The sequence below is a fragment of the Levilactobacillus spicheri DSM 15429 genome, assembly GCF_001435095.1.
Lineage (GTDB): Bacteria > Bacillota > Bacilli > Lactobacillales > Lactobacillaceae > Levilactobacillus > Levilactobacillus spicheri.
Genome location: NZ_AZFC01000015.1, coordinates 432,754 through 443,619, shown reverse-complemented (window position 1 = coordinate 443,619; position 10,866 = coordinate 432,754). Strand labels below are relative to the sequence as shown.

At 58.6% G+C, this 10,866-nt stretch carries 6 protein-coding genes; 3 read left to right on the top strand and 3 right to left on the bottom strand.

What is annotated here, in order from left to right; translation table 11 throughout:
• The first annotated feature begins 47 nt into the window (after positions 1-47).
• Positions 48-737, top strand: a complete 690-nt coding sequence (locus FD37_RS12595; protein WP_082605136.1) for an Rgg family transcriptional regulator — start codon at positions 48-50, stop codon at positions 735-737.
• Positions 738-1,204: 467 nt separating this feature from the next.
• On the opposite strand, the gene FD37_RS05790 is transcribed toward FD37_RS12595, so the two are convergent.
• Both FD37_RS05790 and FD37_RS05785 read right to left on the bottom strand, forming a co-directional pair.
• Entirely contained in the window at positions 1,205-1,927 is a 723-nt protein-coding gene (locus FD37_RS05790) for an SDR family oxidoreductase (RefSeq protein ID WP_056964100.1), read from the bottom strand.
• 120 nt (positions 1,928-2,047) lie between these two features.
• Positions 2,048-4,099 carry a collagen-binding domain-containing protein gene (locus FD37_RS05785; protein WP_056964098.1) on the bottom strand — a complete coding sequence of 684 codons (2,052 nt, stop codon included), beginning with the start codon at positions 4,097-4,099 and terminating at the stop codon, positions 2,048-2,050.
• Positions 4,100-4,461: 362 nt separating this feature from the next.
• Here FD37_RS05785 and arfA point away from each other — a divergent pair, with 362 nt between their 5' ends.
• Positions 4,462-5,967 (top strand): arabinosylfuranosidase ArfA, encoded by a 1,506-nt coding sequence (gene arfA / locus FD37_RS05780; protein ID WP_056964096.1) that lies wholly within the window; start codon positions 4,462-4,464, stop codon positions 5,965-5,967.
• Between the two features lie 122 nt (positions 5,968-6,089).
• Here the strand turns inward: arfA and FD37_RS05775 are convergent, their stop codons facing one another.
• Positions 6,090-8,882, bottom strand: a complete 2,793-nt coding sequence (locus FD37_RS05775) for a MucBP domain-containing protein (RefSeq protein WP_056964094.1) — start codon at positions 8,880-8,882, stop codon at positions 6,090-6,092.
• 604 nt (positions 8,883-9,486) lie between these two features.
• Between FD37_RS05775 and FD37_RS05770 the strand changes: the two genes are divergently transcribed.
• Positions 9,487-10,314, top strand: coding sequence for a C40 family peptidase (locus FD37_RS05770; RefSeq protein WP_056964142.1), 828 nt, complete (start codon positions 9,487-9,489; stop codon positions 10,312-10,314).
• Positions 10,315-10,866: the final 552 nt, after the last annotated feature.

Genomic DNA, 10,866 nt, shown 5'->3' with positions numbered 1-10,866 from the left:
TTCTTGCTTAATTTACGTCATTAAATTCGTTCAAGTTATTTCTTGCAATCTGCCATCTTCAAAACAACTATTCGCAAAATTCTCAAAGTGAGTTTCTCGAAAGATTAAATAAATTTGTTATCAATGAAAACCTCTACGGCATTCAAAAACTATACGAGAATGAGAAACGGCTAATTCCTGAAAAAAACCCGGAAAAGTCGTCTCATTTCCACAATATGACATTAGCTCTAGGCCATGTGCGAAGAATCCAAGGAAAAAATCTCCCGCAAAAGTATCATAAGTCGCTTGTAAAATATTTATTGTCGATTGATTCATGGGGTATTTATGAACTTAGGCTTTTTAGCAATGCAATGTTCATATTTGATAGTCCATCCCTCATACCACTGGCCCAAACGGCAATCGACCGGTCAAAATACTATCTCAAGTTACCAGGATACTCCGATTTATTGTCCACCATACTCAGTAACGCACTTGAATTACTAATAGAGAATCACGACCTTGAATCTGCAAGAAAGCTGATTATCCAGACTAAAGATAGCTTGAATTTTGAGGAACCCACTCAGTCAAAAATTAAGATTGTCTTTTTAGAAACCTTAATCGCTGAGCAGCAAAATTCTGAACTTATTGATCCAACATCTCCGGAAACCGTCATTGCTGCCTGCTATTCTCTCAAGGCGATAAATTGGTCAAATGCCCTAAATCAATACTTACAAAGCTGGCGGAAAACACATCATTAAATTTTCTTTTTTTCAAAACTATGGCGTGTGGTACTCGTTGATTGGAGAACGATTGTGGCGTTTCATTTGCCCATCTATCGGCTTGCCCTTCCCATGATGAACGCGAAAAAAACGACGTCATTCTACCACGGTGCTGACTAAGACTAAACGACTGGATGACTGCCACCGTCAAGATTGCTGGAGCAAAGTTAGACCCAGAACGTGAAATGGTGGTTAGTCAGCGTTTTCCGGCTGGCTTCCCACAAAGCCGCCCTTCAAAACACGGTGTTTTCTGCGTGGCTCGAAGTCGTCACGGCCCAGCTGAGCGGAAGAAATCGACCGTTTCCGCCAATTTTAACTGACACTACGCATCATATCCACATCGAAATTATCTTTCATCCTATTAGCCACCATAACTCAAAAAAATCATAAGATAAAAACGCCTGAGAGATCAATCGTCCCTCAGACGTTTTTTGGTCCATTCTCAACTAAGTCAAATCCACGCCCCCATCGACCGTCAGCACCTGGCCCGTCACGAAGTCGTTTTGCATCAGGTACAGGTAGGCCGCCGCCACCTCACTGACCGTGGCCACCCGGTGCAGCGGTACCCCAGCGCTAAAGTCGCCCACCTGCTGAGCGACCTGCTCGGGTGAGAGGTGCCGCCAAAGCCCGGTCGGCGTCCAGGTAGGCGCCACCGCGTTGGCCCGTTGTTGCGGTGCCAGCTCGACGGCCAGTCCCCGGACCAGCGTGTTGATGGCTTGGTTGCCTACGATAGCGCCGGACGCATCGTGGGGATGGCCGCCCGCCCCGGACGTGAAGATCAGCGAGCCGTGCGGGTTCAGGTGGGACACCGCCAGCTGCGCCAATTGAAGGTTCGCAAAGAACTTGTCCTCAACCGCCTGACGAATCACCGCAACCGAGTTATCCAGAAAGCCGCCGCTCAGCGCCCCGCCGAGGAAGGACACCACGTGGTCAAAGGCCGGTTGGGCTGCCAAGAAGTGGCCGACCTGCTGGGCATCCTGTGCGTCGAGGGCCGTGCCCGCGACCAGGTTGTCGGTCGTGGACAGCCGCTGAACGGCTTCCGTGACGTGGGAGGCCGTGCGACCGATCACGTGGACCCGCGCGCCAGCGGCCACCGCCTGCCGGGCGACCTCGGCCCCGAAGCCCGAGGTGCCACCCACGATCAATACCCGTTTACTCGTTAACTTCATTATAAAACGCCTCCCATGATCTTTAGGGGCTATCATACCGCAAGATCCGCCTCGGCGCCGATGATGTGCGTCAACAAAAATAACGCCCACCAAGCGGCGAGCGTTATCTCAAAAGGTTGTTTAGTTTTGCCGTTTCCGCAGCAGCCAACCGCCTAACGTGGTGGCGGCCAGGGCCAGGCCTAAGACCTGAACCCATGAGCTGTGGGTCTCACCGGTCTGTGGTAAGCCCACGCCGTTTCCGTAGCCCATCTTCGTCAGCAATTGTTGCAAGATGGCCTTCAACTGGGTCACGAGGTAGGTGTCGTGCGCCGCCTCGGCCTGGGCGATGGCGTCCTCAATCTTCGTCAACAGCGCGGCCTCTTCGGCGGGCGTATCGGCTTCCTCGAAGGCTTCCTCGTACTCGTCGACCTCTTCCTCGTCGGCGTGATGGTGGCCGTAGCTGCCCTCTTCTTCGCCCGTCTCGTCGACTTCACCGGGTTCTTCGGTGCCTGGCGTCTCGGGTTCAGGGTTCCCCGGTTCTTCGGTGCCTGGCTTTTCCGGTTCCGGCTCCTCCGGTACCTTGGGGCCCTCTTCACCCGGCAACGGAATCGCGATCTCCGGCTTGTCCGTGTTCGGCCGGTCTTGCAGGTCCCAGCGGTGGGTTTCCCCCTTGACCGTGACCTTGTTGCCGATGATGTTCCCGTCCAGGTTATGGTTGACCGTGATGTCGGCGGACGGTGCCAGGACACTGCCCTGGAAGGTGTTGTTAAAGTTCAGGTCCCCGGCGAACTGCTTGTCGCTTGCGGACCGGTCGATGAAGTTCCACAGCAGGTGGTTGTCACCGAAGTACTCCGTTTCGTGGTTGTTTCGCTCGGTTCCATCGCTGTAAATAATCTTGATCTGGGAGTTCATATCGTAGCTCGTGCCGTTGCCGGTATCGACGTTGATAATCACGGTGTTGCCGTCCTCATCGGGGTCGAGACCCTTGATGGTCAGCGGCGTGTTCATCTGCAGGACGTCGGGCGACAGGCTGATGACGATCCGGCCGTTTTCGTCGGGCGTCATGTCGGTCACGTCGATGACCCGGTTGTTCATGTCGGGGAAGTCCGCGCTGGTGTAGTCCTTGACGCTCGGCCAATCGGCCACGCTGGCGTTGGTCTGCTTCAGCTTAGCGAATTCCTGGGCGAAGTCTATGTAGGTGTTGCCATTCTTATCCTGGAAAACTTCGGACGCGTTCAGGTGGTCGATGTCGACCCCGTTGATCTTCGGGCGACTCGGGTTGGTGAAGTCGATCTCTACGCCCTCACCGAAGACGACCTTGTTCTCCCGGGCGCCATCCGCCATCACGAAGGAGCTGTTTGCCAGTTGGTCAAAACTCTGGATGTACGAGATATCCTTGTCGATCAGCGCTTCGATGATGTTGGTCCCGAAGTTGACCTGGCCGTGTAGCAAGCCCACGGCGACGTTTCCGTTGGTGTGGGCGCCCAACGTGGCTTCGTTGGCGAAGATGTGGAAGTAAGACGAGACGCCCAAGATGTTATTCAGGTCCGCATCCGGGAAGTCATCGTACACGCTGCCCGCATCCTGCACCTCCGCGTTGGCCGCCGTGGCGACCGGTGTCTGGGTCGTGGTTGGTTGCGTGGTTTTCTCGGTAGGGGTCGGCGTGGCCGCCGGCTCAGCTGGGTCCGCTGCCGCGTCATCCGCGTTCGCCGCCGAATCAGCGGTCACCGATTCGCTTTCAACCTGGAATCCCAGCTTGCCTTGCTGGTTCGTTGACGCGGAAGAGTCGTTGTTGGCGTTATTGTTGGTGTCTTCCTTCGCGGAATTCGTGTCCCGCACGTCCTGCGTGTCGCCGTTGCCGTTCGAATCCGTGGAATCATGATTCGTTTGTTCGTTGCTACCGTTGGCCGTGTCCGTGCCGGTCAACTTATCCGTCTGGTCGTTCGACGTATTCGTCGAATCAGCCGAACTCGACTGTGACGCGTCATTGGCGGCATTGCCGGTCGCATTGCCGGTATTGCCGGCATCACCGGACGCCACGACCTGGCTGCTCGAGTCGGCCGCGGCCGAACCGGTGTCAGTGTCGGCGTGTGCGACCGTGGCCGTGCCACCCATGACCAGGACCAACGCACAGGCGAAGACCCACTTGCGGCCGTCCTTATACATCTTAAAATGTGTTTGTTTTGTTTCCATACGAACTTACCCCTACCTTTCATAAACTCTACATCCCCCATTCTCACCCTCCCCGCACCAACATTCAACATCAATATCGAAATAATTTCCGAGCAAAACTACTTATCTGGTCATACACTTTCACAAATTCAAGGTTACCGCGACCCGGCGACCCCGCAGACCGCCCGGTTCGTGCCGCCCATCCCCGCTCGTGAAAAAGTCGTCCCCGGTTCCCCGCGACGGATGAGCGTGAAAAATTATAAATTATCGGTGGGATTTCGCATGGTTTTTCCGGCCGGTGCCCCGTATAGTAAGGATGATGATTTTCGCTTACCCGTTAATGTAAGCGCTATATACTATAAAATTCACTGGAGGTATTCGTCATGAAAGGTTCAACGCAGATCAAGCCCCAAGATGTTATCGCCCCAATCGACCGCCGGCTCTACGGCTCATTTATCGAACAACTCGGCCGCGCCGTGTACACCGGCATCTACCAGCCCGGCCACCCCAGCGCCGATGCGGACGGCTTCCGGACCGACGTCATCAACGCCGTCAAGGAACTCAATGTGCCGCTGATTCGCTACCCCGGCGGTAACTTTCTCTCCCAGTATAAATGGGAAGACGGCATCGGCCCCAAGGATCAGCGGCCCGTTCGTTTGGACCTGGCCTGGCGCGAGCTGGAGACCAACCAGTTCGGCCTCCACGAATTCATGAAGTGGGCGGACAAGGTCAACGCGGTGCCGAACATGGCCGTCAACCTGGGGACCCGGGGCATCCAGGAGGCCGCCGAGCTGGTCGAATACTGTAACTTCCCTAAGGGCACCTACCTGAGTGACCTGCGCCGGCAGAACGGGGCCGCGGACCCGTTTGCCATCAAGACCTGGTGCCTGGGCAACGAGATGGACGGCCCGTGGGAAATCGGGGCCAAGACCGCCCGCGAGTACGCCCACCTGGCCAACGAGACCGCTAAGGCCATGTTGCGGGTCGACGACTCCCTGGAACTGGTGGCCTGTGGGAGCTCCTCGATGGACAACCCGACCTTCGGCGACTGGGAAGAGACCGTCCTCGACGAGTGCTACGACAACGTCGACTACCTGTCGCTCCACCGTTACTACGGCTACTACAACGACGATGACCCGACCGAGCTGGACAACTTCCTGGGTAAGAACCTCGACCTGGACGCCTTCATCAAGGGCGTCGTGGCGATGTGTGACGCCGTCAAGGCCCGCAAACGTTCGACCAAGACCATCAACCTGTCCTTCGACGAATGGAACGTCTGGTACCACTCCAACGACGCCGATACCCAGGTCACGCCCTGGCAGGTCGGGCCGCACCTGCTGGAAGACGTCTACAACTTCGAGGACGCCCTGCTGGTCGGCAGCCTGCTGATGACCCTGCTGCGCAACGCCGACCGGGTCAAGATTGCCTGCCTGGCCCAACTGGTCAACGTGATTGCGCCAATCATGACCGACAACGACGGCGGGGTCTGGAAGCAATCGATCTTCTACCCGTTCATGCAGGTCGCAAACCACGGCGTCGGCACGGTGCTGGTCGACCACAGCCAGTCGCCGACCTACAACTCCCGGGAGTTCAAGGACATCCCGTACCTGGACACGGTCACGACCTACGACGAGGCCAGCCACACGCTGACGGTCTTTGCCGAAAACAAGCACCAGACCGACGATTTGGACTTCGATCTCGACTTCACCGACTTCACCATCGACCACCTGCTGGAAGCCACCCAGTTCGCCGGTTACGGTGTCAAGGACGATAACCGCGACGGCCACATGGCGTTGCGGCCGCTCGAGACGGTGACCCACACCGACCACCACGCCACCGCCACACTGGCGCCGCTCTCCTGGAACATGCTCCGGTTTGCCGTGAAATAGCGTTTTTTCCCAAATAAACTGTCAACCAAAAAGCAGGACGCCCTCCCCAACTGGAGAAGGCGTCCTGCTTTTAAGGTGTCTGTGCGTGGACAGCCGCGTCTGTCATGAGTGATTGTCCGGCCCTAGAACTTCCGCCGGCTTAACCAGCCCCATCCCAGAAGGCTGGTCAGCAGCGTCAGGGCCCCCAGGATGACGCCCCGGTGCGAGGATTGTTCGCCCGTTTGGGGCAGCGTCGTGGTCGGTTTCTCCTGACTCGCGGTGCTCAGAACCTGGGCGTTACCCGCCGGAGTCGTCTGCGCCGCTGGAGTGCTCGTCGGATGGGTCGCCAGGTCGACGGGGCCGGTCACGGCCGTGTCCCCCGGTTGGTCGGTGCCGGTTGCGCCGGCGCCCCCCGTCGTGACGCCACCAGCCGTCCCGGTGTCCCCGGAACCGCCCTGGCTGCCACTGCCGGTAGAGCCGCCCGGCGTGGTGCCTTGACCGGTACTGCCCGTGGAACCGGTGTTGCCCCCGTTGCCGTCAGGGCTGGGTTGGCCTTGGTCGTTGGCCCCGCCGTCACCGGTTGTGCCACCGTTACCGCCGCCATTACCGGTTGAGCCGCCGTTGCCGGTCGAGCCATCCCCGTTGCCGTTGGAACCGCCTTGGTCACCGCCGTTCCCCGTGGAACCGCCGGTGTTACCACCGTCGCCGTTGCCGTTATCGCCGGCCCCGGGACCTTCGAGGTTTCCGTCACCGCCGCCAGGGTTCCCATTGCCGTTGCCTTGGTCACCCCCGTTGTTGCCATCGCCAGGCGTCGTGGTGCCACCGGTGTTGCCGTCGCCGTCACCGCCGGTCTGGCCGCCCCCGTTATTGTTGTTGCCGTCGCCCGGTTCGGTCGTGCCGCCACTACCGTCCCCAGTGCCCGGTGCAGAGGGGTCCGGGGCGTACACGTAGATGACGTCCTGCGGATTCGCGCCGAATTGGCCGGTCGCGTTGTCCGGCTTAGCCGTCAGGTAGTAGCCCGGAATCTTTTGGGGTTCGCTGGTGTAGTCTTCGCCGACTAACCCGTTCAGCACGGTGTCGTCCGCCAGCTGGGTGCCGTCCGCCGTTTGGTAGTGGACCGTCACGGGAGCGCCGTCATCGGCCTGGTCGTAGGCCTGGACTACGGTAAACGTCGGAACCCCGCTCCCCGCGCCGTATTGGCCGATCATGTAATACATGTCGTCCATGGGGTCGATCTGCATGCCGCCCCCACTGGTAGGACCGACGTGCTGGGGCTTCAGGTTGGTAAACGTCAGCCCCCCCTGCCCGTCGGAAACGCCGGTCGCGCCGGCCACGTAGATGTGGTAGATCGTCTGGTTGGTGTGGATGTCAAAGCCCCACGGCGCCGCGACCATCCCCGAGACGGGATCCAGCTGAACCACCGTGCCATCCAATAGCGTGCAGGCAACGGTCATGTGTGCACTGGTCTGCCCCTGCGCCAACGGCTTCTTCGGCAGCTCAATCAACTGCCCGACGTACGAGTAGGAGGTCACTTGTCCCTGCAGGTACTGCAACGGCGAGAAGTCGGTGATGGCGTTGTACGCCAATTGCAGCGACGTCAGGTGCGGCTTGTTCTTCAGCGGCGTCAGATCCTTGATCCGGTTATGCTGCAGGAACACGTCTTCCAGCTGATCCAGGTCGGCCAGTTGTGAGATGTCCACGATGTCCCCGTAGACCTGTCCGTTCTGCGGGTCCATGTTCAGACCGGCTTCCAGGTACAGCGTCTTCAGGTTTTTGGCGTACTGCAGGCCTTCCAGTGAGAATTCCGTCTTGCCATCGATGTAGGTGTGGCCGGTCCCGAAGAGCTTCTCGAGCAGCAGCATGTCTTCCTTGGTGATGTCTTCCACGCTGTTCCAGGTCTTCTGCGAGGGTTTCCGGTTATTGGGATTCTGCAGCGCGGTCAGAACCAACTGCTGGAGGACCTTGTTCGGCATCCAAACGTTGATGTCGTTGCTGTCCTCACGGGGCCCCTGCTTCCGCGGCGTCTTAGCCGCGGCGGCGTGCTTCTTGGGGGCCTGAACCTCTTCGGCGGCGATTGGGCCGGCCGGCTTGGTCAGGTTCAGCGGCAGGCTCGGGTCGACCGGCGCCGGCTTGTGGTCGTAAGTCGGTTGGCTCGGGTCCGCCGGCTTGTGCGTCAACGCAGCCTCGTCCAGGACGGGGTCTTGATCCGCCGCGGGGGCCGGTGCGGGATCGGCTGGCGAGGTCGGGGCGAGGGTTGCGTCCGCCGGTTGGTCCAGCGTCGTGGCCTGATCCTGGTCAGCGGGCGTGGTGGTCTCAGTGGTATCGGTGGTATCGGTCGTGTCAGTCTCCAGCGTTTCACCCGTGGTGTCGGCGTCCGCCGTGGCATCCGTATCGGCCGTGGTGGACGAGTCGGCAGTCGCTGGGTCCGTCACCGCATCCGCTGAACTGGTCTCGTCCGTCGTCGAGTCGGCGGTCTCACTAGGCGCCGGCGTGTTTTCATCACCGGACGCTGCGGCGTCGGTGGTGTCCGTTGAGTCGTCCGTTGTGGTCGTTGCGTCGCTGGTAGCGTCGGCCCCTGCCGGCGTTTGCACGGACGACTCAGCCGTTGCCGGCGCTTCATCAGTGGCCGCCGACTCGGTCGACTCCGCGGTCACTTCGTCGGTAGCGGCCGGTGTGGTGGCCGTTGATGCCGGCGTTTCGCTGGCGTCGGCCACCTGGGCATCGCCAGATTCGGTCGTGGTGCCCTCTTCAGTGCTTTCGAGCTCGGGCGCCGTCGCCGCTTCCGTCTGCGCGGCCACGATGCCGGCGGGGGTGTCGGTCACCGGTGTCGCGTCCGCCGTGGCGGGGGTCACCGCTAAGCTCATCGCCGCTAACGTCACGGCCGTCGCGCTGGTCAACCACCAGCGCTTCTTCATCATTGGGTTCTTGGGTTGCATGTCTCTTCCTCCCTGGATTCTGAGCCGGGGCAAGCTTGCCCGGCCGTGTTTTTCAAGATGGGAATAGTCTAGCAACTCGGCGAAAAGTCGTCCATACCCCGAAATGTTTTGTATAAGTCACAAGCGGTCGCTTCATCAGGTCGGGCTTATGCTGCGGGATGGTGGATTGGTCTAAACCGGTCGTGAAATCCCGCACAGGGTGGGGTTAAAATTCGATTAGATTGTTCACAATTAGTTTCAGTGACTAGGTCTGCCCGGGTGAAAATTTAGGTCAGCGCTGACGCATTTCTAACTGAAATGCCGGTGAGAACTCACTCTCCCCCGGTTCGGCCGCCCCGCAACTGGTAAATTAAGTCTCTCGTTTGGCCCGTTTGGTCGCCGTTCGGTCGTCGCCGGGGCCCTTTATTTCGGAAGCAACCACCATCGGCAACCCACATAGTTGGGCGGAAAAACCGTTTAACCACCTGTGTGACAGGTTGTTGCAACAGCGTAACGGCAATGATAGGGTGGCGACATCTTCTCGTAACGGACATGGGCTATCTTAGTAAGTAACTTCTAAAGCACCGATTAACCATAAACTTACATACGAGGGATGGATATTAAGATGAAAATCAAACAACTCAGTTTTGCCGTTGCGGCCGCCGCAACGCTGTTACCGCTGTGGGGACTCGGGACACAGGCCTCGGCCAACGCGCACCACACCGTCATCAGCACCAGCAGCATGCCGGACACGAAGTACGTGCGTAAGAGCGCGACCGGCTGGACCTACAACCTGAGTGGGACCACCTACAACCTGAAGTTCGGTAAGAAGACCCACTACCTGAAGAACTACCCGAACACCACGTGGCACGCCACCCAGAAGCGCTACATTCTGAAGAAGAGCGGCGCGAAGTCCCTATACTACTACGTCACGAACGGCCGCGGTACGGCGTCTGGCTGGATCTGGCACGGTTACCTGCAAAAGAAGAGCACGGCCACGAGTACCAACACGACCACGTCCAGCAGCAGTAGCAGCACCAGCTACGACCACACCACGACCAACAGCTCAACCACGTCACAGAGCGGTTCTTACGCCACCCTGTTATCCGTGGCCAAGGCCCAATTGGGTAAGCCGTACGTTTACGGTGGTAATGGCCCGAGCTCATTTGGCTGCTCCGGCTTCACCAAGTACGTCTTCAGCAAGGCCTTAGGGCAGACGCTGCCCCGGACCGCGCAACAACAATACAACGCCTACACCCACGTGAGTGCTAGCAACGCCAAGCCCGGCGACTTAATCTTCTTCGGGACCAGCACGTCGAACATCACCCATTGTGGGATCTACCTGGGCAACAACAAGATGATTGACGCCCAACTGCGGGGAGTCATCACCGAAAGCACCAACGTTTCCTGGTGGCACACGGTCGGCTACGCCCGTCCTGCCAGCCTCAGCTAAACTTAACCATCACTTCAGGGACCGGCCAACGCCGGTCCCTTTTTGCGTTCTCCGTCGATAGTACCCCTAGGCTGGTTGGCCGATACTGGCAACCTGGTGGTCACTGGCGCACCGTTCTGTCGGCTTCATTCCCCCGAGGTGGGCACGATTCTGAAACCTCGCCAAGTCCCGGCGAGTTTCCAGAACTCGGCCTGATTGTAAGCCAGCAAAGGACGCCGGCTAACAATCATTTCACCACGGGGGAAAACGCCGACGCCACGTTGCGGGATAGCGAATGTCCTGACCAGCGACGGACTTTGGGCGTCAACGGCGGTTCGGTCCTGGAAATCCGCTGATATGACGGCCAATCTGGTGCCAATCATTGATATCCAAATTGAGACCGAAACCAAAAACGACGTTGTTCTTTCTCGGTCGAAACCGCCGCTTACTGACAAAGTAACGACTATCTCACCCGGATAACAGAATCGGGCTCAGTGGCCTCGTTTCTGTTATCCGGGTGGGGTTCCCGGGCTACAGAAAGGCCGAGCTTTGAGATCGTCGCGGATTGTGCGA

What these genes read in the sequence shown, in the direction of transcription:
- FD37_RS05790 (WP_056964100.1), bottom strand. Translation starts at nt 1,927, where the DNA reads ATGAAGTTAACGAGTAAACGGGTATTGATCGTGGGTGGCACCTCGGGC.
- FD37_RS05785 (WP_056964098.1), bottom strand. Translation starts at nt 4,099, where the DNA reads ATGGAAACAAAACAAACACATTTTAAGATGTATAAGGACGGCCGCAAG.
- arfA (WP_056964096.1), top strand. Translation starts at nt 4,462, where the DNA reads ATGAAAGGTTCAACGCAGATCAAGCCCCAAGATGTTATCGCCCCAATC.
- FD37_RS05775 (WP_056964094.1), bottom strand. Translation starts at nt 8,882, where the DNA reads ATGCAACCCAAGAACCCAATGATGAAGAAGCGCTGGTGGTTGACCAGC.
- FD37_RS05770 (WP_056964142.1), top strand. Translation starts at nt 9,487, where the DNA reads ATGAAAATCAAACAACTCAGTTTTGCCGTTGCGGCCGCCGCAACGCTG.